The following is a 23736-nucleotide window of genomic DNA, read 5'->3' as shown; positions in this document are numbered from 1 at the left end:
TCCGCCTGCCTATACATCCCAAACTTGCCACCGGTGTCTGCACATCCATCCCGACCCTGCGCGATCCTATCGCAGTGAGAAGAAGTTTGAGTGTGAGCATTGTGGATGGGAAGGGAATGCGGACTTGAATGGGGCAAATATGATCGCGCTTTTGGGGGCTGCTGTAAACCAGCCCAGAGGCTAAGCCTACGGCTGGCTTCGCGAACGTGGTTGGCTTGCCAACTACAGGGCTACCGAAAGCCCGCTCTCTATCTATACGTCAGCATGAGTGCGGGAGTATGTCACGTCTCAAGACCAAAATCTGAGGCTTGGCTTTGATCTATGGCCGAGCCATAAGCCATGCCGGGGAGCCAATGAAGAAGACTCTCGGCCACCCCGGCGCTCTGGGCGATCCCAACCCCTATCGCCAACCTGCCCGATCCATGACTCTTAACGCATCAGGGGTGACGCGGCCAATGCTGGCGGCGTTGATCGTATCTTCCTTAAAGGTGCCAAAGCTGGCCACCACCGAGTCGATCTCAGCCCCGGGCAGTACCGGGTACTCATTGTTGCTCTGGGCAAAAATGGCCTGCGCCTCTGGCCCGGAGAGAAACTCCAAAAATTGGATGGCCGCGTCTTTGTTGGGAGCTGTTTTCAGAATGCCGGCCCCGCTGATGTTGACGTGGGTGCCGCGATCCTGCTGGTTGGGGAAGAAGACGCCGATTTTCTCGGCTACGGCGCGCTCTTCTGGATTGTCGGATTTGATCAAACGCGGCAAATAGTAGGTGTTGGCCAAAGCCACGTCTCCCACCCCGGCGGCCACGGCCTTGATCTGATCCGTGTCTCCCCCTTCCGGCGGACGGGCAAAGTTGGCCACCAAGCCCCGGGCCCATTGCTCCGTTTCCGGGATCCCGTGGGCCAAGATGATCGAAGCCGTCAAGGATTGGCTGTAAACGTTGCTGGAGGAGCGGGTGAGCACCTTGCCCCGCCATTTGGGGTTTGCCAAGTCCTCATAGGTGGACAACTCCTTGGGATCCACCTTGTCTTTGTTGTACATGATCACCCGCGCCCGCTTGGTGAGGCCAAACCAGTACCCCTCTGGATCCCGCAGATACTCGGGAATATTTTTGGAGAGCGTCTCGGACTGGATGGGCTGAAACAGGCCCTCGTTCTGAGCCCGCCACAGCCGGGCAATATCCACCGTCATGAAGATGTCGGCGGGGCTGTTGGATCCCTCGCTGCGGATGCGCTGGACGATCTCATCGGCGTTGCCCTGCACCCAATTCACGGTAATGCCCGTTTTCTGCTGGAAAAGTTCGTACAATTTCTCGTCTGTGCCGTAGTGCCGCGAGGTGTAGAGGTTCACTTCCCGATTGGCGCCATGGGCCGGACGCAGAAGAGACCCTGCTGCCAGAGCCGCAGAACCTAGCGTGGCTCCACTGACAAATTGCCGTCGCGATAAGCGCATACCCAACTCCTAAGTTCAAAAACATCTCAAGAGACACAGCTCCACCGGCCAGGCTCTCTCTGAGAAAGCACTGGAAAGCCAAGCCCAAAGGACAAAGACAGTCCCCGCAAGCCTCACTCTGTTGGCTCTTATCTTGGGCCAACCTTATTGAGACTTTTATTCAAGAACTTTGCCTTGAGGAAATGATAGGAGATCTCAAGTACCAGGTCAAGCTCTTGGGAGTTGTTCTCACTTCTCACCCTTTGGGATGAAACTGGGTGGCTTCCCCTTGTCCTCGACAGCGCCTGAGATGGCCAGCAACGCAGCCGGTCTTGTTGAGCAACGGGTCTCTACCCAGGGCTTTGCGGTCAGCGGTATTGACAGCACTCGCGAAAGCTGAAGAGGCTTCGGGTATAAAGGGAGCAGGGTAGATGACAGAGCTATGGTGAGCTCCCTTTCGAGATCGCCTCATGCACAGGTGCAAGAGAATAGCAGGGATCCAGGTGTCTCTATCCTGGTCTGCGGCTACAACGATTTGGTGGAGCTCACTCTCCAAGCCCTAGAAGCTTTTGGACATCGCGCTGTAGTAGTTGCTCCCGATCTGCCCCCTCATTTGGAAGAGCAGTGGCAATACCTACAGGCGGATCCCCGCCAGCCGGGGGTGTTGCAGCGGGCTGGGATCGAGCGGATTAGGGTGGCGCTGCTCCTGGAGGACAGCGACCAAGCCAATTTCGAGCTGGCTTTGCTGATTCGAGATCTCAATCCACAGGTGCGTGTCGTCTCCCGTCTGTTCAACCACAGCCTTGCCCGCTATCTCGACTCGGCTTTGCCGCAGCATTTTTCCCTATCGGTGGCGGCTTTGGCTGCCCCGGCTTTTGCCCTTAAGGCTGTTTCCGACGAATTTGTTGGCTACTTTGAGCTGCCCCAGCTGGAAGCCCAGCCGGCCACGCTTCCGCCAGAGCTGGCAGATCCGGCTTACTTTGTCTCAGACCGAGAGACCACCCTCTGGAACGTGGTAGAGCTGACCATCGGATACAACTCCCGCCTGCTGCATATGCCCCTCTCGGAGCTGGAGGAAACTTTTGGGGCGCGGGTGCTGTTTCATTACCCGGTGGATGGGCTTTCTAACTTTTCCAAACAGCGAGTTTTCGACGACTTTGACCACGAGGCAGAGCTGCTGGAGGGGGATCGCGTTTTGGTCATTTGCGATCCCAGAGCCTACCTGCAACTGTTGGAACGCAACGGGCGACGGGGCTCCTCACGGGCACAGCGCTGGGCCAGCGGCCAGATGCAGGACAAGCGACAACAACGGCAAGGCAGGTCGTTGGGGCGGGGATCCCTTGGGTCTTGGCTGCGCAGAGGAGTGCAGGGACTCCTACAGGTCAAGCCCATCGTGCGCACCCTCACCTTCACCTTGGGGGCCATGCTGGTGCTGGGGGTGATCAACTTCAGGATGATCGGCAAACCCCTCATCGAGGGGCTTTTGCTGACGATCGTGGTGCTGACAGGGGGCTACGGGGATATTGAGGCTTTTCAACAGCCGGAAACACCGCTGGGGGTGAAGGTGCTGGCGGTGATGATGACCTTGGTGGGGGCTGCCCTGGTGGGGTTGATTTACGGCTTGGTGACCGACAAATTGGTGAGCAGTCGCTTTGGCTTGGGTCGGGCTGCCCGTATGCCCAAAGAGGATCATGTGGTGATCGCAGGGTTGGGACGGCTGAGCTATTTGGTGCTGCAGTTGTTGCGGCAGATGGGCTACGAGGTGGTGGTGGTGGATCCCAATAGCGAGAACCCTCTCTTGGAGGCAGCGGAACGGGAGGGAGCGGTGGTGGTTCGTGGGGATTATGCCCTGGCAAGCACGCTGCAGCAGGCTCGCATTCAAGGCAGCCGCTGCCTGATCTGCACCACCCCTGACGATCTTACCAACCTGGAGACGGCCCTGACGGCCCACAGCCTGCAGCCGGGGATCCGCACCATTTTGCGGGTTACCGATCCCGAATTGGCGGCTCGCATGCAGCGCCACATGCAGACGCTGGGGATCAGCTACAGTGCTACCGGGTTGGGGGCACGGGCTTTTGCCACAGCAGCACTGGTGGGATCCGTCTACGGCACCCTGGCTTGGCAGGGGGAAACTCTGCTGGTGACGCTGCTGGAGGTCTCGGCCGATTGCCACTACCTGGGGCTATCCTTGCGCCAACTGGCCCAGGACTATGACCTGGTGATCTTGCTGCATCGCTCCCGACCGGGGAAACCCTGTGTTTTTCCCAAGATCTGGCAAAAAGAGGGCAAGACCCTGTTGAAAGAAGGCGATCAACTCTATGTGATGGGAACGGTGGAATCCCTGATTCGCCTGACCCAAGGACGGCCTCTTCCCCCAGAGCTGTATCAGGTGCGCCTCCTAGAGTATCGCAACCCCTATTTTGAAGAGGAGATCCTCTCGGCTTTATCGTTCTACGCACGCCTGCCCAAAACGGCCCTGAAACCCCTATTGGGCTGTCTGCCGGCGGTGGTGAGCCCACCCCTTCCCCGCGACAAGGCAATCAAGTTAGCCCGCCAACTGCGCAAGATGAGCACTGAAGTGCAGGTGTTTGCCCAGGCGCAGCCTGCCCATTGGATCCCTGCAGCCATGAACGAAAACAGCGAGAGTAATCTGAATTGATTTGGACACTGTTCTGTTTATTGGTCTATTCTGCACTCCGTAGTCCAAAACATCTCGTTATGGGCAGTTGGACATTCAGGAGATAGGCTTTTCGGCTGCAAGTCGCACAAAGCGATTTTGGTTGTAGAGCTGCTGAGCCACCACTGCGAAACCCACCTTCTCCAGCAACCACACCAGGTCTTCGGCGCTGAAGCGATTGTGCTCGTAGAAGTGGGTAAACTGATCCAACAGCGTTTCCAAAGGCGTGTCCGACTGGAAGAGTTGGGCCTCTGTATCGGCATCGAAGTAGAGGCTGAGCGGGGCGCGCACCCAATCCACCAGCAAAAATCGCCCCCCCGGCTTGAGTAGACGCAACACCTCCTGCAACAAGCGCAAGGGCTGCACCATCTCGTGCAACACCACCACTGCCTGAGCTGCATCGATGCTGTTGGCCGCAAGCGGCAAGTGAGGGTCGTGCAGGTCGGCCTGCAGCAAATGGACTCCAGGGATCCCTTTCAAATCTGCCGCCGCTCGCTCCAACATGTAGGGCATCACATCCACCCCGATGAAGTGTCCTCCGGGATAGCGTTGCGCCCACTGACCCAGAGCAAACCCCGGCCCGGTTCCCAGATCCAACAAGCGCGGTGCAGGAGGCAGACAGGGCTCAATGTGCATCTGCCAGAACTGCCAAAACGCCTCGTTAAAGCGCCCAGGAGCTGTTGCCAGCATGCGCTCGCAGAAGCTGGGGCCACGGTGGTGCTGGTAGAGAAGCTGAAAGGTATCGAGGCCGGTCTGCGGCATGGCCGAAGATTGTCAAACAAAAGATGGTCAAGGGACTGCGAAGAGCGACAAGGGATCCCCAGAAGAAAGCTCGAATGTTGGCCTAACGAGCAGTGGGAGCGCTGGAAAAGTTGGCAATGCCGGTCTCCAGGTCGCTAAAGCAGGTCAGTACCTTTTCCATGGAGGTGAGGTTGAGGACGAGGGCCACACTTTCCGGCACGCAACAAAGGCTAATGTTGCCCCCGGCAGCACGGCACTTGCGCAAAGCCGAGATCAACACCCCCAGCCCAGAGCTGTCCATAAAAGTGACCGATGACATGTCGATCAACATATTGGGATAACCGAAATCTAAAACCTGCTGGAGCAATTGCCGAACTTCTGAGGCGGCCTTGGCATCAAAACGACCCTCCAGCGGCACAATCGCCAGTTTTTGCCCTTGTGGAGTCTCAGCAGTACGGATGCGCAGCTTGAAATCCATCGTTTCCAGTGAAGACCTCATGCCCCACCTTAACACCATCCGCTACCGCCCACCAGGAAATCTTGTGAAGATCCCCAGGGACAGCGCGGCTCCCTCCAAAAACATCTGCCCTCTCGCCCCCAGCTCCTCTCCCAACAAGCCAGAGGGAAGCCGTGTAAACCCATGAAGTAAGAGCCGCCCCAGAGCTTAGCAGGAACTCCATCCCCCGCAGGGAAGGGATCCGGCCTCGGCCACAAATTCCGCATCTTAGGCGGATCTACCTACAGCATAGGTTGCAGGGTTAAAGCCTCCGAGTCTATGGAGGGAAGGGACATGTGCAAACGGGGACGGTGCATGGAGAGCAACTGGGCCAGCCGCTTGCGCAACTCGGTGCGGGGCACAATCGCGTCGATGAGCCCTTGGGCCAGCAGGTACTCGGCGGTTTGGAAGCCTTCTGGCAGCTTGCCCTTGCCGATGGTTTGCTCGATTACGTTGGGCCCGGCAAACCCCACCTGCGCGCCCGGCTCGGCCAGGATCAAATCTCCCAGCATGGCAAAGCTGGCAGTTACCCCGCCATAGGTGGGATGGGTGAGCACGGAGATGAACAATTGTCTGGCGTCGCGGTGCCTTTGTAGGGCGGCTGAGGTCTTGGCCATCTGCATCAGGCTGAGGATCCCTTCCTGCATGCGGGCCCCCCCCGAAGCCGAAAAGAGGATCAAGGGCAGGTGATCGCAGGTGGCCCGTTCCGTGAGGCGGGCGATCTTCTCGCCTACCACCGAGCCCATGCTGCCGCCCATGAAGCGAAAGTCCATCACTCCAATCGCCACCGGGATCCCTTCCAGACTCCCCAGCCCTGTGGCGATGGCATCCTTGAGCTGAGTGCGCTCCTGATAAGAGGCCAGGCGCTCGGAGTAGGGCTTTTGGTCGAAAAAGTGCAGGGGATCCGTGGGAGCCAGGTGTTCGTCCAGGGGCTGCCAGGATCCGGGATCCAAAAGCTGTTCCAGTCGCTCTGGAGCTGTAATGCGGTGGTGATGCCCACAGCTGGGGCAAACTTGCCAGTTTTGCTGCAGATCCTTGGTGTAGGTCAGGGTGTCACAGGCAGGACACTTTTGCCAGAGGCCATCGGCAATTTCTCTCACCTGACGCTCTTTGTCGAAGGGGCTGCTACCTGTCAGGTTCAGAGAGGTTTGTCTGCGCCGCTCCGCAAACCAATCCAGTAGAGACATAGCTGTTGAAATATCCTCCCTACTCAGGGATGTCGAGAGCCCTGCCGGTGAGCTGCGAAACACATCTCAACGTTCTCAAGCTATCAAAGAATCGCCCGACTGAAAATAGAGACAACAGCAAGCGATGGAGACTCGGTGGCAGGTGCTGACCACAGGGGATGGATCCCTGACCTTTTTCTCGGAAGAGTTTGGACAGGCTTTTCACAACGTCAGTGGTGCCGCCCAGGAGGCTTTGGAGAAGTTTGTCCGCCCTTGCCGGCTGGATCGGCTGCCGTTGGAACGGGATCCCGCCCAGCCCATTCGCCTTTTGGATATTTGCTTTGGCCTGGGCTACAACTCTGGCCTTGCCCTAGAAACCATTTGGCAAATCCGGCCCCACTGTTCTGTAGAAGTAATCGGCCTAGAGCGATCCCCGGAAGTGCCTCGCCAGGCTTGGCAGGCGGGGGTGGGATCCGACTGGAGCTTTGGGCAAGAATGGCAACACTGGATTGAACAGGGATCCTGGCAATCGGAGCGCTGGCGCGGAACGCTGCTGTGGGGCGATGCCCGGCAAACGGTGTTGCAGGTGCCGCTGGGGTGGGCAGATGCGGTGTTTTTGGATCCCTTCTCGCCTTCTGTTTGCCCAGAGCTGTGGACGGTGGATTTCCTGCGGGCCGTGGCTGAACGGATGCGACCAACCGGCATTTTGGCCACCTATTCCTGTGCAGCGGCGGTGCGAGCGGCTCTGTTGGAAGCAGGGCTTTTCATCGGCTCTACCCCCCCGGTAGGTCGTCCTTGGCCGGGGACAGTGGCCTCGCCCCAACCTGACCACCTGCCGCCTCTTTCCCCCATGGAGTGGGAGCACCTGAAAACTCGCGCTGCCGTGCCCTACCGGGATCCCACCTTGAAAGGAGATAGAGCGCAAATCCGTCTGCAACGCCAACGGGAACAGCAGGGATCCCCTTTGGAGCCCACTTCTGCTTGGAAACGCCGCTGGCCTGTGCAAGCCTAGAGAGTGGCGTTGCCGGAGTTCAGATCTGGACAACTTTTCCCAGGATTGCTGCCCGAGTGTATCCAAGACACCTGCGCTATTCCCGTACCCTTACGCAGGCCATCATTTCTTGACAAAGTTAAGCTAGGATGAAACTTTTCTGCTGTGAATGCCATGTCCTCTTCAGCCTCTGCCGGTACGCTGGTTGCCCTTTGTGCTGAACAGCACCGCGTCATCCTGCAGTTTTTGACTCGCCTGTCTCGAGCGCCGGAGTTGGATCTGGAGCAGCGACGCCTCTGTGTACAAAGGTTGCGACAGCGCCTCTCCCGCCACATTCAACTGGAGCGCCATGTTCTCTACCCCCTGCTCAGGTCGGCTCTCCAGGCGGATCCCCACCTTAGCGCCCAAACTGAGCGGCTGGAGCAACATCTGCGGGATCAGATTCCAGAGCTGACGCGCTTTTTGCACCAATCAGAGCGCACTCCCCAGCAGGTGGATCCCTCTGCTGCCCTTCACTTCTATCGGAAACTGCGGGCCCAGTTTGATCAGGAGGAGAAAATCTTGCATCCCCTCTTTGCCCAGCATGTTTCTCCCGAAGCAGAGCAGCAGCAGTTGCGTCTGTTCCGCAAACGCCTGCAAGCCAGCGCTGCCGCCAATAGCTCTGCAAGTAGCCGCCGCGTCGCTCTGGAGGAGCTGGAACGGCAAGCGGTAACCCGTCCTGTCTTGCCCAACGAGCGCTTCTGGTCGCTGCAGGGCAACGCTGTGCAGATGGCCGCTCCCTAGCCAACGACGGTCTTGTTGTTGGAGGCTGCCTGGTGGTGTTCGCAGGCGAGCTTGTGGTATCTTTGCCGCAACCGGCCTGCTGACCCTAGAACCATGCAACCCTGGGATCCGGAAACCTACGTCGACCAGATGGCCCAACTGCTGCAACTGCCCCTGCATCCCGACCACCGAGCAGGGGTGATCGAAAATTTTGCCCGCTTTCTGCCCATTGCTCAACAGGTGCTGGAGTTCCCGTTGCCGCCGATAGTTGAGCCAGATCCCACCTTTGACCCTCAGCCATGACCGGGGATCCCCACCTTCTCGGCAGCGCTGACGCGGTCTCTATTGCCAGGGCTGTCCGCCAGGGATCCGTGAGCGCCCAAGCGGTGGTGGCCGCCTGTCTGGAGCGGATTCGCCGGCGGGATCCCCAGCTCAATGCCTTTACAGCTGTCTTGGAGGAATCGGCCTTACAAGCGGCGGAGCAGGTGGATCGACAGGTGGCTCAAGGGATCCCTGTAGGCCCGTTGGCAGGGGTGCCTTTTGCCGTCAAGAACTTATTTGACGTGGCCGGCCTCACCACCCTGGCTGGCTCGGCGATCAACCGCGAGAATCCCCCGGCCATCCAAGATGCAACGGTGGTGGCTCGTCTCAAGCAGGCAGGGGCAATCTTGGTGGGCACCCTCAACATGGACGAGTACGCCTACGGCTTCGTCACCGAAAACAGCCACTACGGCCCCACCCACAACCCCCACGATCTCAGCCGCAGTGCGGGGGGATCCTCCGGCGGCTCGGCAGCAGCGGTGGCAGGAGGTTTGGTGCCTCTCGCCCTGGGCAGCGACACCAACGGCTCGATTCGGGTACCGGCCTCTTTGTGTGGCGTCTACGGCCTCAAGCCCACCTATGGCCGTCTATCGCGGGCAGGAGCGGCTCTGTTTGCCGCCAGCTTTGACCACGTGGGCCCCTTGGCCCGTTCGGTGGCCGATATTGCCCTCAGCTTCGATGTCATGCAAGGGCCGGATCCCCAAGATCCCGTCTGTACCCGGCGTCCTGTAGATCCCACCTTTGGGCAATTGGGGCAGGGGATCGAGGGCTTGCGCATCGCGGTGGCGGATGATTACTTTGCCCGAGGGGCAGAGCCCCCCATCTTGGCCGGGGTAGAAAAGGTGGCCCAAGCCTTGGGGGTCGGCCAGACTGTGCGGATCCCGGAAGCCCAGCGCGCCCGTGCCGCCGCCTTCCTGATCACGGCTGCTGAGGGAGCCAACCTGCACTTGCCCAACCTGCGAACTCGCCCCCACGACTTCGATCCGGCCACCCGGGATCGCTTTTTGGCCGGAGCCCTGTTGCCTGCCAGTTGGATCTTGCAGGCGCAGCGCTTTCGCCGCTGGTACCGCCAGCAGGTGCAGGCCATTTTTCAGGAGATCGATCTGTTCATCGCCCCCGCCACCCCCTGCTTTGCCCCCTTGCTCGGCCAAGAGAAGATGGTGATCGATGGGGTAGAGGTTCTCACTCGGCCCAACCTCGGCCTCTACACTCAGCCCCTCTCGTTTATCGGCCTGCCGGTGCTTTCAGTGCCGTTGCGCGAGAGCGGATCCCTGCCCTTTGGCGTACAACTGGTGGCCGCCCCCTATCAAGAAGCCAAACTGCTGCGGGCAGCCGCCTATTTGGAGAAGCTAGGGATCCCCAATGCGCAGCCGGTTTGAGCCATGAAGAGCCCTACTTTTGCAGCACATCTAGCGCTAGAGCTCGTGGGCATCTTCTCATGAACACTAAATATGTAGATGAACCGGTTGTGTGGTCAAGACAAGATTTCAATTGCTTTTGAGGAGCTGCTTTAGTCTCTGTGTAGCCTGTGGGTAACGTCTGAAGCTGTATTGGGGCAGAATCTTTGGCCTTGGCTCGCAAGAGAGATTGGGGCACCGGATATTAAAGTAAAATTAAGCCCCCAGTTGTTGTATCAAATGCCTCCTTCTCCAGGCTTGGCCAATAGAATGAACAGCATAAAATAGACACGGCACCCCCACCTGGACTCTATAACCCTATGGATCATCCTGATTCTGTGGCTCGGCGCTACATGAAACTGTGCGAGGCCTATCTCTCTCTCAACGAAGCCTTCGACAAATTGGATCAGTCCCACAGCCACCTACAGCGCCACTTCAAACGACTCCTTGGCTATTTCAGTGCTGCCCAACAAGCTCTGGTTCAACTGCCGCTCTTGCAACAGCGGATTGAGCAGAGCGACCGCTGGATGAACTCCTTGCGAGAAGAACTGCAAGCCAAAGAAGCCCGGCTTGGCGAGCTAATCGCCAACTACGATCAAGTCTGTGGCGAGCTGGACTCCACCAAAGCAGAACTGTTGAGCGCTCAAGCGCTGATTGAGAAACTTGAAGCGGAAAATGCTCAGGTTTTGGAACGCTTGAGTCGGCTTACCAACGTGGAAGAGGAAATGGCAAACTTGGCGGAACAGCTAGCCCAAGCGAACGAAGCTCGTCAGCAGATGGAAGTTCGAAATCGCGAGCTAGAGCGAGCTTTGGGAGACCGGGATCAGCACATTTACAGCCTGCAGGAGCGATTGGCCCAATTGGAGCAAGAGATGGCCTTCTTGAAAGCTCAGCGGGATGAGGCCCAGCAGGCTGCACAACTGGCTATGTCTCGCGCGGAGCAGGCGGAAGTCGGGCTGAAGGCGCAAACCGAACAAGTTCAGACTTTACGAAATAAGCTCCATCAAGCCGAACAGCAACTGGCCATGGTAACCCTGAACGAGCTGGAGCTCCTGCTCGGCCATGACTCGATGAACCTCTTGCAAGAAGCGGAGCAGGCTGCGGAAGTAGATGCCCAGGTGCTGGCAAGCGTACCGGCCTCTCTGGCCGAGGCAGAACGCATCCTGCTGGAGATCGACCAGTTCATTTTGGCCTGCTCGGAGCCCATGAAGTCGCAGGCTGCCTGACCGGTATCGACTTATCGACTCTCCTAAAAACCCATCAGACGGGCAACAGCGGACAGCTCAGGGACAACGCCGGTGTGGATGGGGGTGGATCCCTGGTGGGTAGCCGTGTCGGGATCCTTGAGGCCATGGCCCGTCAGCACACACACCACCTGTGCCCCGGCAGGCACCTGCTCTCGCCATTTCAGCAATCCTGCCACCGAGGCTGCACTGGCCGGCTCGCAAAAGATCCCTTCCTCTGCGGCCAGGAGACGATAGGCCGCCAGAATTTCCTCATCGGTGACGCTATCCACCTGGCCGCCGCTCACCTGCACTGCCGCCTTGGCCTTCACCCAACTGGCAGGGTTGCCGATGCGAATGGCTGTGGCCACCGTCTCTGGGTGTTCCACCACCCGGTTTAACACCATGGGAGCAGCACCGGCAGCCTCGAAGCCGTAGAGACGAGGGCGACGGGTAGCCTTGCCCTGCTGGCGATACTGGCAAAACCCCATCCAGTAGGCGGTGATGTTGCCCGCGTTGCCCACCGGGATACAGAGCCAATCGGGGGCATCCCCCAAAGCATCCACCACCTCGAAGGCGGCGGTTTTTTGCCCTTCTAAGCGGAAGCGGTTAACCGAGTTCACCAAAGCCACTGGGTAGGTTTCCGCCAGTTGCCGCACCATGGCCAGCGCTTGGTCGAAGTTGCCCTGAATGGCGATGATCTCCGCCCCATACATCAGGGTTTGGGCCAGTTTGCCCTTGGCCACATAGCCATCTGGGATCAGCACATAGGCCCGCAGACCCCCTTTGGCTGCAAAGGCAGCGGCAGCCGCCGAGGTGTTGCCGGTACTGGCGCAGATCACGGCCTCTGCTCCGGCCTCTTTGGCCTTGGACACCGCCATCGTCATACCCCGATCCTTAAAACTACCGGTGGGGTTGAGGCCCTCCAGCTTCAGGTAAACTTGGCAGTCTCGCCCCAGCCGTTGGCTCAAAGCCGGGGAAGGCACCAGGGGCGTGTTGCCCTCATGTAGCGTGACCACAGGCGTGCTAGCGCTGACGGGGAGCCATTCCCGATAGTGCTGGATCAGGCCGGGCCAAAGCCCCACTTGCGCGCGGGATCCGGCCATACGAGGGGGATGGGTGGGATTTAGGGTCGCCATGCCGCAGAGAACACCGAGGCCAATCTAAAGACCAGCTTTCTCACTGTAGCGGTTCGTGGAGCGGTTCGTATCAACCTCGCGCAGTGGCGGCAGAAACACCCTCTCGATCCCCTCTCTCAGAGGCTTGGGAGCGGGAGAGCCGCAGGGCGTAGGGCCAGAGCCTGCACCAGAGAGCGCAGCTTCAGACGAATCTCGGCCAGCTCCTGCTCTGGGTTGGAGTCGGCCACAATCCCGGCACCGGCATACAGACGGGCTCGATCCCCCCGAATCAGGGCGGAGCGGATCCCCACCACAAACTCGCCATTGCCCTGTAAATCTACCCAGCCCAAAGGAGCAGCATAGCTAGAGCGATCAAAGGGTTCCAACCGCTCCAGCCACTGCAGCGCCGCCTGCTGGGGATACCCTCCCACTGCCGCCGTCGGGTGGAGCTGGGCCAGCAGGTCGAACAGATGCACATCGGCGGGGAGCTCGGCCTCGATCAAAGTTTGCAGATGCTGGATGTTGGCCAAACGGAGCAGCCGAGGCTGAGGGGAAATGCAGGGATCCATCCCCAACCGACCCAGAGCCTCCTGGATCGAGCGCACCACCCACTCATGTTCTCGGCGGTCTTTGGCGCTGCAAAGCAACCTCTCGGCCAGCACCTGATCCTGGTGGCTGGTGGCTCCACGGGCTGCAGAGCCGGCTAAGGCATCGATCTGTGCCCGACCTTGCCACACAGAGAGCAGGCGCTCCGGAGTGGCCCCCAAGAAAACCTGGGGAGAGATCCCCTCTTGGGTCAGAGGGAGAGGACTGGCCGGCGAACTCCCCCGCCTGTCTGCCCCCAGGGACTCCGTCCGAGTAGCGCGAGCGGCGAAGGCAAAGATGCTGCAATCGGGATGATGCTTTTCCAGATAAGCCAGCAGAGGCGGGATCGATGGCGAGGCAGGCAAGTGCAGATCCACAGCCTCTGCCAGCACCACCTTTTCTAAGAATCCCGCCCGAATCGCCTGCAGGGCTTTTTGGATGCGCCCCAAGAGGGCAGCTTCCTCCACCTCCACCGGCACGGGAGCTTGCAATTCCCACAAGGGCAAGGGGGATCGAGAAAGGCGCTCCATTTGGGCAAAAAAGGCGGTGATCTGCCCGGCCAAAGCTGCTAGGTCACTTTCGGGAGCAATTTCCAGATTGAGCCGCGCTACCGTCAGGGATCCCCAGGAGTCTGGCACCTGCAACAGTTGCCAACGTGGCAGCACCAGCGCTGCCCCCCCTTTGCTCCTGGGGCTGAAACTGAGGCGACAGAAACACAGAGGGCGTTCCTGCCGGCTGCCTGGGGATCCCCCCACCTCAGAGGGCTCCATTCTGCCGACGCAAGCGGTATGGACATGGGGCTGCAGCTCTTCCACAAAAATCCGCGCCGCCTGCAAGCCCCCTTCTCCCGAGAGATCGACCCGCCGCAGGGATCCCCACCCCAGCACCCGCACCCTTTCCCCGCGGGCCTTGTGGGAGAAATAACAGTAGCTCGGGAATCGGTTCGTGGGGAGAGAACCCAGCTTCTGGGCCAGCACCGCCAGCGGATCCAGCTCTGGGATGGGCTGGGACAAGCTGAGGATTTGGGGCACGCCCCGCGCCCGCGCCATCTGTTGGCAGGCGGTTAGGAAGGGATCCCAGTGGCGCCGATCCCTCGCCTCGTCCGTCCAGGTAGAAGTGCGAGTCGGCGGCCATGCTCTCGGCCACTCCAGGCACTCAAGCGTACCGTGGGCATTCCAAGGGGAAAGAGAAGAGGTCATGCGCAAGAAAAAGAAGACGATCCCACCTTGGCCGAAAACAGGACACCTGTCGATGGAGACCGGCAGAAGATGACTTTAGGATAAGAGATTAGGAGAAGGGCCGGCAGCCTGAGCTTCTGGGGGCCAGATCTGAGGAGCTTCTTCACGGACTGCAAAGTTTCTTAGCATCCTGGGGGATGCTTTCTCAGGCGCTCTACCCTACAGAGCAGATGGTTGTAGACAGATCCAGAGACAGGCCCCAGAGCAGGCTTGCTTCCCAAGGAGAACTCCCATGAATCCAGATGTCGGCCAAGTGCAGCCACCAGCAGAGGTCGCATGGAGTGACCCCTCCCGCCGGCAATTGTGGATGGCTGCCCTCAAGCCCCCCATGTACAGTGTGGCGATCATGCCCATCTGGGTGGGATCCGCCATTGCCTATGCCCAGTCAGGGGTGCTGGACTTGGGGGTTTTGGGGGTGTTTTGGGGAGCCGCCATCTGCATCTTGGCCTGGGTCAACATCAGCAACGACGTGTTCGATGCCCAGACAGGGGTGGACAAAAACAAACTCCACTCCCTGGTTAACCTGACAGGCAAGCCGGGGCGGGTGTTTTGGGTGGGGAATGCCTTTTTGGCTCTGGGGCTGCTGGGGATCCTGTGGCTGAGCTGGCGGCAATGGGATCCGACGGTGCTGCTGTTGGTGCTGGTGGCCTGTGGGCTGGGCTATGCCTACCAAGGGCCGCCCCTGCGCCTGGGCTACCAGGGCCTGGGGGAGATCCTCTGCTTTTTCAGCTTTGGGCCGCTGGCGGTCTCGGCTGCCCACTACAGCCAAAGCCAGACCTGGTCGCTGCCGGGGTTGGCAGCCTCACTGGTGGTGGGGATGGCGACCAGCTTGATCTTGTTTTGTTCCCATTTCCATCAAGTGCAGGATGACTTAGCCTGTGGCAAGCGCTCGCCGGTGGCCCGCCTGGGAACCTTGCGCTCGGCCCGCCTCATCCCCTGGCTCTGCGGCAGCCTTTTTGCCTTGATGCTGCTGTTTGTGGGGCTGGGGATCTTTCCGGCTTGGACACTGCTGAGTTTGGCGGGGATCCCGTTTGCAGTGCGGCTTTCCCGCCTGCTGGGTACCTATCACGATCAGCCGCAGCGGATTAGCCACTCCAAGTTCATCGCCGTCAGTCTCCATTTTTGGCTGGGGCTGTTTCTGGGGCTAGGGTTCATCCTCAGCCGCTATGGCTGAAGGCTGAAAAGTCGGCTTAAGGCTAGGTGTGCGCGGGATCCCTCCGGTGCAGCCGGCAAAATGGGATAAGCTACAGCCTAGAGTGCTAGCTCAGAGCGTTGGCTCCAAGGGGAGTGGTCAGTTCGGGTCGAGGTGAGGCGGCAGCAAGAATAGGATGGGGCGATTCTTCAATTCCAACCTGGGAGTGGCGCTGTTGGGGAGCAGCATCTTGGCTGCTTTGGTGGGCTGGGCCTTGTCGATCGACATCGAGGAAGTGAAGGTGGAGTCTCCTTCCCCCGATCAGCCCCTCTCGGTCAGCCGCAGGGTAGACATCTTGGGTCGTCGGGGAGGCCATCAGCGTTGGCGGTTGATTGCCGAGCAGGTGGATCTGGCAGCTGGGCAACAGGTATTTGAACAGGGGGCACACGGCTACTTCTACGGAGAAGGTGCCGACCGGCAAAAAGGGGTGCCGGATCCCTTTTTTGATAGCAGCGAGCAGATGACTTGGCGGGCCAAGCGAGCCCGCTACAATGCCACCGCCGATGAGCTGTATTTGGATGAGGAGGTGGAGGTGAGGAGCGGCGACGGCAGCCTGCTCTTGACCAGCGCCTTGAGAGTCACCCCTGAAGAGCGCATCGAGGTGCCGGCGGAGTTCACCCTCAAAGGCCGGGAAATGGTGCTGCAGGGCCGCTCCGGTTCGTTTAACTTTCAGTTTGCCCTTCTCAGGGCCGAGCAGGGCAAGCTGATAGTGTTGCCCCCAAACGGCTCGGCACCCACCTCCACCACCATCACCGCCGACCAGATCACCTACGACCGCACCAACCAGGTGGCCGAGGGGAAAGGGAACCTGCGCATTCGCGAACGCGGCATCGAGATTCGCGCTCCCCAAGGCACCTACCTGCGCCAGCAGGCCCAAAGCATTCTCTCCGGCGGTGTGGTGTTGCAAGAGGTGGCCGGCGACAGCAGCCGGGATCCCTTATTGGCCGATCTGCGCTTGGCCCAGGCCTCTCCCGGCCCGGAGGCGACCCCAGACCAACAGGATCAAGAAGTCACCATCATTGCCGACCGCCTCACGTACGACCGCAACACACAAATTGCCCAAGGGGAAGGCAACCTGGAGATCCGCCAGGGGGAAACCATCATCCAGGCGGCCCAGGGCACCTACCGCCGCCGCGAATCCCAAAGTCTGTTGACGGGAGGAGTTACCCTGGAAGAACCCGGACGGGTGCTCACCTCCGCCCGCCTGGAGGGCAACCACCGCGACAAGATCTTCCTCTTTGAAGACAACGTCCTCTACCGGCAGATGGCTACCTCCACTCCGGCGCCCAGCGAGGGATCCCTGACGGAAGAACTGCGCCAAGCCGAAACCGAAGTGCGGGCTGCCCGCCTGGTTTACAACTCCCGCACCGGTACTTCCGAGTTTAGCGATGCCGTCGAGTTTATCCAGCGGGGACGTAGGGCCAAGGCCAACCAGGCCACCATCACCCCTGAGAAAGTGGAGCTGCGGGGAGAGGTGGTGATCGAGCAGATCGAGGGGGAGTGGCTGGCGCGGCGGCTACAAAACCCGGAGACCCAGGCCGATGTGGATCAGCCGACGGTGATCTACGCCGACCGGGTGGAGATCGACCAAGCCAGCGGCGATGCCCGCTTCTTTGGCAATGTGGTTATTGTGCAGGCCAACCGCGCCATCGAAGGGGATCGCGCCGATTACTTTGACCGAGAACAAATTTTCAAAATCAGCGCCGAACAGGCTCCTGTGGTGCTCTGCGATCGGGGAGAGGTCAACCGCCTTCCCGGAGAGAGCACCCAAGCTCTGCCGGGCCGCAACGCGCTGGATCAGATGTGCCGGGGCGCCAATCGCCTCAGTGGCAAGCTGGTTACCCTGAACATAAAACAAGATGAATACACCGTCGAAGGGGACGGGCAACAGCAGGGCATGTTTCAGTTTCGCATCACCGACGCCCTCTGATGGGATCCCCCCTCGGGGAGCCATCTGTGGTTTTTGATCGTCCAGGTTTGGCTGAGGTTGTGATCCGAGGTGATGTCATGACGGCTCCACTCGCCGAGGGCAAACTGCGCAGAACCCCTGCTCAAGCGGGCAGCTTTTGGGGATCCCTGAGATTGGGAGCTGCCTTTTTGGAGTTTTATCTCTTCAAAGAGATGATCCGCCCCTTCTTTCTGGGGGTGGCCGGGGGCACGGTGATGATGCTGGGCAACCAGCTGTTTATCTACACCGATCTGCTGGTGAAAAAGGGCGCCCCTCCCCTGACCATTTTGCACATTCTCCTCCTCAATTTGCCCGCCATTTTGGTGGTCACCTTTCCCATTGCCGGCCTCTTTGCCACCTTGCTCACCCTGGGCAAAATGGGAGCCGACAGCGAGATCACCGCCCTGCGTGCTGCTGGGATCCCCTATCGCAAAGTGTTTATCCCCGTGCTCTGTATTGGCCTGCTGATCAGCGGCTTGGCGCTGTTGACCAATGAAGTGATTGTGCCGGAAACCAACCAAAAGGTGAAAATCCTGAACAAGAACCTCATCTTGGCTCAAGATGCTCTTTTGTTTAATCCAGAAGAGATCGTGCGGGTGGATGATGATCTCTGGTTTCATGTCGGATCGATTGACCCGAAGACCGGCTTGATGCAGGATTTGTTGATCCTGGATCGCAAAGCTGAGACCGGCCACCTGCGCTATCCGCAGGTGATCTCCGCTCAAACCGCGCAGCAGGTGGGCCAATCGTGGCAACTGCGAGATGTGGTGATCCGCCGTTATGACGAGCAGGGGCGCACCTACTATGAAGGCCAGGTGGAAGAAATGCAGCTCAACATCGTCAACAAACTGGTGGGCCTGGTGTACGCGGAAAAAGTGCCCCAAGAGCAACGGGCGGGGGAGCTGTGGGAGCAGTGCCAGCGATATCGAGCGGAGCAACGCCCTTCTGCCGATGTGGCCCGCTGCCTGACAGAATACCACCTCAAGTTCGCCATTCCTTTGGCCAGCTTCTTCGCCATCTTGGTGGCTGCCCCCTTGGGCCTGCAAACGGTGCGGCAAACTGGGCGCTACGGCGGCGTGGCGCTAGCGATCGTTCTGGTGTTTATTTACTATGTACTGATGAGCCTGGGACGAGCGATGGGTCGAGTGGAGCATATCGATCCCTGGCTGGCTGCCTGGTTGCCGAATATGATTTTCGGTGGGGTGGGCTTCTCTTTACTGTGGCGGTTTTTACGGTGAAATCCTGCAACTTCCCCCATGACTTCAGCCCTTGGGCAAAGTGGTTGGCCCTTTGCTGGGGCGGCTCCCTGTGGTTGGGGACGGGGGAGGCCGTCTTCGCCCAGTTGGACCCCCTGCCCACTGTTGGCGTCGGCGGGACGGAGTTCTCTCTGGAGGGCTACCAGCGCTTTCGGTCAGCGCAAACACTTGCTCAGCGCCTGCAACTGGCCCGCCGGGCTTCCAGCCCAGAACCGATGGCTGCCGCCGATGAGGAGCCCATCACCTTGGCCGAGGCGCAATCTTCTCTGCCTGCTACAGCCTTGACTGCGGCAACCCCACCCCCTACGGCCCCGGTTTCAGACTTTGGATCCCCTCCCCTTGCCAACTCTCCTGAAAAGCCCCTCACGCCAGAAGAACTGAACCGACAGCGGCTACAACGGCTGTTGGCCGAAGGGGCAGCAGCCCATGCTCGGCGACAGGCGCAGCAGGCCCAGGCAACACCTTCTCCCCAACCCCCTTCACCGGCGACGCCCACCGCGGCAGTTCCCAGCCTGAACTCCCTTCGGCTTTCCCAGCCCATGACTTCTCAGGCTGAAGCCCTGCAGGTGGAAGAGCAACCCTGGCTGCGCCCCACCAACACTGTGCAGTTGCCTGCTCCCACCTCGGCACCCAATGCCGAGAACCCGGCTACGGCCCAACTGCAAGGTGAAGCTGGTTCAGAGGCAAGGTTGCACCGGATCCCAGCTTCGACGGTTCCTCCCTTGATCTCCCAAGCCGGTGGGAGCTTGGATTTGGGCGGTGTCCTGTTGGCAGAGGCCACCCCTGGGTCGGGGCTGACGGGATCCCCCATGGCCACTCAAAGGGGCAGGGAAGCCTTTGTCCCCACTGCGGGCTCACCCCTGGCTCCTCAACTGCTGGAGCAGTTCCCCCTTTTGCGGGATCTGGGCACCGGGGCAGATGCCGTCTCGGCGACAGGGAACGTTAGCCAGGGATCCCAGATTCGCCAGCAACTCTCGGCCACCGCGCAGCGGCAAATCCCCCTCGACCCGGATCAAATCAACGTGAGTGGGGATGTGCTCAGCTACATCGCCGAACAAGACCTGGGCATTGCCGAGGGGAACGCCTTGATCCAACTGGCTGACGGCACCCGCATCACCGGCGACCGGCTGCTGTTTTATCGGCGGGAGCGACGCCTGCGCAGCGAGGGCCCTTTTCGCATGGAGCAGCCCCCTGGCCCCCAAGGGCGCGGGATCCGGCAAATCGAAGGGCGAAATTTGGATCTGGATATCCCCGGTCGCACCGCCCAATTTGAGAGCTCGCTGGTCATTCTGCCGGGGGAGGAGCCGGGCACCAAGGTTTTTGTGCGCAGCCAAGAGACCACCGCCATTTTGGGGGATCAGATCTTTTTCGAGAAAGCCACCGTCACCACCTCGCCAGAGCCGCCCATCACCCACTACGTGCAAGGGGATCGGGTGGAGGTGTTTCCCGATGACCGGGTGATCGTCTACGACGCCCGCGTGTTTGCCGGCGGCGAGCTGACAGAAGCAGGGGATCTGCGGGCGGGCCTGCAGATTGCCTATTTCCCCCTGTTCATCTACAGCCTGCGAGATCACCAATGGGTGCTGCCGGGGCGCAGCGAGACAGAGGGGGTGTTTGTCAAATCCAGTTGGGCCTACCGCTTCGACGAATACAACTTCGGCGGCCTGCGGCTGGATGCCATCCAGAAAAAAGGGGTGGGCATTGGTTTCTTGCATGACTACATCCTGCCCATCCCGGACAGCGTCAACTACGGGCGAGCCCAGTTTTACTTGGTTACCGAAGCCGACCAACAGCGCTTCTCCAGCCGTTTCCGCATCGACCACAACTTCGACTTTTACGCTGCCAACCTCTTTGGGCAGGAAGGCCAACTGCGGGGGCAGCTCAACCTCAACCTGGACAACACCTACCGTCCTGCCGGCGGGCGCAACGACAACGCCGATCTGCGTCTCAACGCCACCTTTCAGGGGGATCTCTCCACCACCACCCTCAACATCAGCCGCACCGGATCCCAGGAGCGGGGCATCTACAGCTTCCCCCTCACCCTCAGCCACACTCAGCGCTACGGGGGCGTGCATTGGCTGCAATCGGATCTGCGCTTGGACTACAACCAGCGGGTGAGCGTCAAAGATGGCCCCGACTTTGCCGATGCGCGGTTGACGCTGGGCACTCAACTGACCCCACCCGGTTGGGGAGGTACCTATCGCCTGGCCTACCGTGCCTACAGCAGTTCCAATGGCGACAACGAGCCGCGTCGCAACTTCGAGCTGGCCTTTAACCCCGACCTCATTCGCATCACGCCCGATATTGCCCTCAGCAGCGCCCTCACCCTGACTCAAGAGCAACAGCCGGATCAAGAGGTGGGGGCAGGTCTCCACTTTTTCAATCGCTACGAGCTGCGCTCCAGCCTCCAGTTCAACGATATTCAACCGGCTCCCTGGATCACCTTCATGCCGGGTTCTATCGATTACACCCAAGTCCTCTACTCCACTCCTGACCAGGAGTCTACCGTCAGCCTCAACCCTCGCCTCAGTCTCAGACCTGCCGACTGGAATACCATCGACCTGCGCTACAGCCGCACCTTCTACGGCAACAATTCTGTGCCCTTCCAAACCCTCTCCACCAGCCCTAAAGATGTGGATCGCATCAATGCCAACATCAGCTTCTTTACGCCCCGCGATCCCCTACCCGATGTGCCCCCAGGCTACATTGCCTTTGAAGATGACCTGCCCGGCGAGCTGCCGATAGCCCTGACCTTCCCCGATGATACCCCGGAGGATTTGGCAGCGATTGCCTCCCGCAACTTGCAGGAGCTGCAGGCAGAGGTGAAAAACCTGGTACGCCTGGACACCAGCCTTGGCTACGACTTCATCACCCAGAAGTGGGATACCCTCAACGCCAACTTCACCTGGAGCACCGCCCCTGATCTGTTCAACATTCAGTTGCAGACGGCCTACGACCTGAACCAGGGACAGCTCCAACCCGTTCGTCTGGAGTATCGGGGACGCAGCAGCACCACATTTAACCGGGATCAACGCTCTGGCCTGGATGTGTATGAGCCGGGGATCAGCTATGCGCTGCAGGCGGTTTACGATCCCCGGTTGGGCCAGATCTCTACCTATGGTCTGGAGCTGGATGCCACCCTCGGCACGCGATGGCAAAATCACTGGCGGCTGCGCTTGGGCCTGACGGAAGAAGGGATCCGCCGCGTGGAAGTCCGCCGCGACCTGCGGGATTTTGAGCTGCGCCTGGCCTACGATCCGGTAGCCGAGTCGCTGCGCCTGGAAGGGATTCTGGTGGCCTTTCCCAGTCGCCCGGTGGGCCTCACCCAAGAGCGGGGAGATTTTCAACTGACCTCTCCCATCACCTCTCCTATCGGCACCTTTTTGCTCCGCGACGCCGACGCGACCGGCTGGGATGGCCTCAGGCCCTGATCCCCGCTTCCCTGGGAAGGCTCCCTGTCCACTGTTGCGACGGGCTAGGTGATGACGTCTGGCTGCTGCCGACCGGTGCGGGCGCGAATCTGGGCAAGGTGATCGGCCAGTTGAATCTGTTCGGCCAAGGCCACTTGGGGATCCAGGCCATGCCGGGCGGGATCCAGCTCCAATCGCTCCAGGTACACCCGCAGGGTGGCTCCGTGGGTGCCGGTTCCCGAAAGCCGGTAGATGATGCGGGATCCATCCTCAAAGCCAATGCGGATCCCTTGGTGGCTGGTGGTGCTGCCGTCCACGGGATCGGTGTAGCTGAAGTCATCGGCATAAGCCACTGTGTGGGATCCCAAGCGCTGGCCCACCCACCCAGGCAGGGAGCGTCGCAAGTCTTCCATCAGCGCCTCGGCCACCTCCACCGGCAGTCCCTCGTAGTCGTGACGGGAGTAGACGTTGCGCCCATAAGTGCGCCAGTGTTCTTCCACGATCTGCCGCACCGGCTGCCGTCGAGCGGCCAAAATGTTCAGCCAAAACAGGACGGCCCAGAGCCCGTCTTTTTCCCGGATGTGGTGAGATCCGGTGCCGAAGCTCTCTTCCCCGCAGAGGGTGACCTTGCCGGCATCCAGCAGGTTGCCGAAGAATTTCCAGCCGGTGGGGGTCTCGTAGCAAGGGATCCCCAGCTTGGCCGCCACCCGATCCGCTGCCTGGCTGGTGGGCATGGAGCGGGCAATTCCCGCCAGACCTTCTCGGTAGCCGGGTACCAGGTGGGCATTGGCAGCCAAGACTGCCAAGCTGTCGCTGGGGGTCACGTAAAATTGGCGGCCCAGGATCAGATTGCGATCCCCATCCCCATCGGAAGCGGCACCAAAGTCCGGCCCATCTTCCCGAAACAACAGTTCCACCAACGAGCGGGCATGCACCAGGTTAGGATCCGGGTGTCCGCCGCCAAAATCCGGCAGGGGCTGCCCGTTGAGCACACTGCCCTCTGGCGCTCCCAGGGATCCCTGGAAAATGGCGTGGGCATAGGGGCCGGTGACGGCGTGCATGGCGTCGAAGGCAATGCGGATCCCGGAAGCCAGGTAGTCGCGGATGGCCTCGAAATCGAACAGACGCTGCATCAGGCCCAAGTAATCGGCCACCGGGTCGATGACGGACACCGTGAGGGACCCCAGCCGTTGCTCGCCCAAGCGATCCAGATCGACATCGGGAGCTTCCCAGATGCGGTACTCCTGGATCCGCTGGGTGCGGGCGTAAATGGCCTCAGTCACCTTCTCCGGGGCAGGGCCGCCGTTGCCGATGTTGTACTTAATGCCAAAATCCCCCTGGGGGCCACCGGGGTTGTGGCTGGCAGAGAAGATGATCCCCCCGTAGGCGCCGTACTTGCGGATGAGACAGGAGACCGCCGGCGTGGAGAGGATCCCTCCCTGCCCCACTAGGACTCGCCCGATGCCGTTGGCCGCCGCCATCTTGAGCAGGATCTGAATGGCCTCGCGGTTGTAGTAGCGGCCATCTCCCCCCACCACCAGGGTTTGGCCGGCGGATCCCTCTAGGACATCAAAAATGGATTGGACGAAGTTTTCCAGGTAGTGGGGCTGCTGAAATACCGATACCGGCTTGCGCAGGCCAGAGGTGCCGGGTCTCTGGCCAGGGAAGGGCGTCGTGGGAACAATGCGCAGGCTCATAGGCTGCCGGAAAAGCTGCTTGCTCCTCTACTATCTCATCGTTGGGCCTCTCGTTTGTGCTGAGCAGAGTTCTTTCCCCTCCACCCATTTGT

Annotated in this window: 18 protein-coding genes; 11 read left to right on the top strand and 7 right to left on the bottom strand. The window is 60.1% G+C overall.

Annotated features, from left to right (window positions below; translation table 11 throughout):
- Positions 1-184, top strand: a 184-nt coding sequence (locus NW870_RS06150) for a zinc ribbon domain-containing protein (protein WP_414374473.1), incomplete at its 5' end; no start/stop codon positions are given.
- A 216-nt stretch (positions 185-400) separates the two neighbouring features.
- Here NW870_RS06150 and NW870_RS06145 read toward each other — a convergent pair.
- The gene (locus NW870_RS06145; protein ID WP_414374471.1) at positions 401-1453 is read right to left on the bottom strand and encodes a Fe(3+) ABC transporter substrate-binding protein; all 1053 of its coding nucleotides are present in this window, start codon (positions 1451-1453) and stop codon (positions 401-403) included.
- Between the two features lie 451 nt (positions 1454-1904).
- On the opposite strand from NW870_RS06145, the gene NW870_RS06140 reads away from it, so the two are divergent.
- Complete coding sequence (locus tag NW870_RS06140; protein WP_414330871.1) at positions 1905-4085, top strand: NAD-binding protein; 2181 nt, start codon at positions 1905-1907, stop codon at positions 4083-4085.
- 75 nt (positions 4086-4160) lie between these two features.
- Here NW870_RS06140 and NW870_RS06135 read toward each other — a convergent pair whose 3' ends face one another.
- The 3 genes from NW870_RS06135 to accD form a co-directional block, all read right to left on the bottom strand.
- Positions 4161-4865 carry a class I SAM-dependent methyltransferase gene (locus NW870_RS06135; protein WP_414332510.1) on the bottom strand — a complete coding sequence of 235 codons (705 nt, stop codon included), beginning with the start codon at positions 4863-4865 and terminating at the stop codon, positions 4161-4163.
- Between the two features lie 82 nt (positions 4866-4947).
- Entirely contained in the window at positions 4948-5343 is a 396-nt protein-coding gene (locus NW870_RS06130) for an STAS domain-containing protein (RefSeq protein ID WP_414374470.1), read from the bottom strand.
- Positions 5344-5582: 239 nt separating this feature from the next.
- Positions 5583-6527, bottom strand: coding sequence for an acetyl-CoA carboxylase, carboxyltransferase subunit beta (gene accD, locus NW870_RS06125; RefSeq protein ID WP_414374468.1), 945 nt, complete (start codon positions 6525-6527; stop codon positions 5583-5585).
- Positions 6528-6651: 124 nt separating this feature from the next.
- On the opposite strand from accD, the gene NW870_RS06120 reads away from it, so the two are divergent.
- The 5 genes from NW870_RS06120 (at position 6652) to NW870_RS06100 (ending at position 11203) form a co-directional block, all read left to right on the top strand.
- Positions 6652-7518 carry a tRNA (5-methylaminomethyl-2-thiouridine)(34)-methyltransferase MnmD gene (locus NW870_RS06120; RefSeq protein ID WP_414374467.1) on the top strand — a complete coding sequence of 289 codons (867 nt, stop codon included), beginning with the start codon at positions 6652-6654 and terminating at the stop codon, positions 7516-7518.
- Positions 7519-7671: 153 nt separating this feature from the next.
- Entirely contained in the window at positions 7672-8280 is a 609-nt protein-coding gene (locus tag NW870_RS06115; RefSeq protein WP_414374465.1) for a hemerythrin domain-containing protein, read from the top strand.
- A 93-nt stretch (positions 8281-8373) separates the two neighbouring features.
- Complete coding sequence (locus NW870_RS06110; RefSeq protein WP_414328765.1) at positions 8374-8562, top strand: DUF4089 domain-containing protein; 189 nt, start codon at positions 8374-8376, stop codon at positions 8560-8562.
- A complete protein-coding gene (locus tag NW870_RS06105) occupies positions 8559-9959 on the top strand; it encodes an AtzE family amidohydrolase (protein ID WP_414374464.1) in 1401 nt (466 codons plus the stop codon). Before NW870_RS06110 ends, NW870_RS06105 begins: the two co-directional genes overlap by 4 nt.
- Positions 9960-10297: 338 nt before the next feature.
- Complete coding sequence (locus NW870_RS06100) at positions 10298-11203, top strand: hypothetical protein (protein WP_414355472.1); 906 nt, start codon at positions 10298-10300, stop codon at positions 11201-11203.
- Positions 11204-11226: 23 nt separating this feature from the next.
- On the opposite strand, the gene thrC is transcribed toward NW870_RS06100, so the two are convergent.
- Positions 11227-12306: a threonine synthase gene (thrC, locus tag NW870_RS06095; RefSeq protein WP_414355507.1), complete on the bottom strand. Its 1080-nt coding sequence runs from the start codon at positions 12304-12306 to the stop codon at positions 11227-11229.
- A 149-nt stretch (positions 12307-12455) separates the two neighbouring features.
- Complete coding sequence (locus NW870_RS06090) at positions 12456-14102, bottom strand: isochorismate synthase (protein WP_414355473.1); 1647 nt, start codon at positions 14100-14102, stop codon at positions 12456-12458.
- Between the two features lie 271 nt (positions 14103-14373).
- On the opposite strand from NW870_RS06090, the gene menA reads away from it, so the two are divergent.
- The 4 genes from menA (at position 14374) to NW870_RS06070 (ending at position 21968) form a co-directional block, all read left to right on the top strand.
- Positions 14374-15315, top strand: a complete 942-nt coding sequence (gene menA / locus NW870_RS06085) for a 2-carboxy-1,4-naphthoquinone phytyltransferase (RefSeq protein WP_414374463.1) — start codon at positions 14374-14376, stop codon at positions 15313-15315.
- 154 nt (positions 15316-15469) lie between these two features.
- On the top strand, positions 15470-17263 hold the full coding sequence (locus NW870_RS06080; protein WP_414374461.1) for an LptA/OstA family protein: 1794 nt from the start codon (positions 15470-15472) through the stop codon (positions 17261-17263).
- Positions 17264-17340: 77 nt separating this feature from the next.
- Positions 17341-18519 carry an LptF/LptG family permease gene (locus NW870_RS06075; protein ID WP_414351333.1) on the top strand — a complete coding sequence of 393 codons (1179 nt, stop codon included), beginning with the start codon at positions 17341-17343 and terminating at the stop codon, positions 18517-18519.
- Positions 18501-21968: a hypothetical protein gene (locus NW870_RS06070; RefSeq protein WP_414374459.1), complete on the top strand. Its 3468-nt coding sequence runs from the start codon at positions 18501-18503 to the stop codon at positions 21966-21968. The genes NW870_RS06075 and NW870_RS06070 overlap by 19 nt, the downstream gene beginning before the upstream one ends.
- Before the next feature lie 44 nt (positions 21969-22012).
- On the opposite strand, the gene NW870_RS06065 is transcribed toward NW870_RS06070, so the two are convergent.
- A complete protein-coding gene (locus NW870_RS06065; protein WP_414374458.1) occupies positions 22013-23644 on the bottom strand; it encodes an alpha-D-glucose phosphate-specific phosphoglucomutase in 1632 nt (543 codons plus the stop codon).
- Between the last annotated feature and the right edge of the window lie 92 nt (positions 23645-23736).

The sequence above is a fragment of the Synechococcus sp. R50.1 genome (assembly GCF_047462115.1).
Taxonomy (GTDB): Bacteria; Cyanobacteriota; Cyanobacteriia; order Thermostichales; family Thermostichaceae; genus Thermostichus.
Note: the sequence above shows the minus strand (reverse complement) of the source record. Positions and strands in the feature narration are given on the sequence as shown.